Below are 246 nucleotides of genomic sequence, written 5' to 3' on the forward strand. Positions count from 1 at the left end.
GTAGAGGGTGGTGATGGGCCTGGCCTGGGTCAACCACAGTCTTCCATTGGAATCCATGGCCCATTCGGTGTCCTGTGGAGCTCCATAGTGTTTCTCCACCATGCGGCCCAGCTCTGCCAGATCCTTGATCTGCCGGTCACTAAGACACGGTTGGACAGCTGCAGCCGGAGTGTCTCCCGGATCACCTGGACTTTCCATGCGCGAACGCTGCGTCCTTTGCGTGCCGCCTCCTGGTAGGGCACGGAT

The 246-nt window shown here is 60.2% G+C and carries 1 protein-coding gene; it reads right to left on the reverse strand.

Features of this window, described 5'->3' with window-relative positions; genetic code table 11:
* Nucleotides 1-198, reverse strand: a 198-nt coding sequence (locus ACPYOM_RS23405; protein WP_481347811.1) for a PEP/pyruvate-binding domain-containing protein, incomplete at its 3' end; no start/stop codon positions are given.
* Between the last annotated feature and the right edge of the window lie 48 nt (nucleotides 199-246).

The organism is Monashia sp. HAY1-2A (assembly GCF_056755315.1).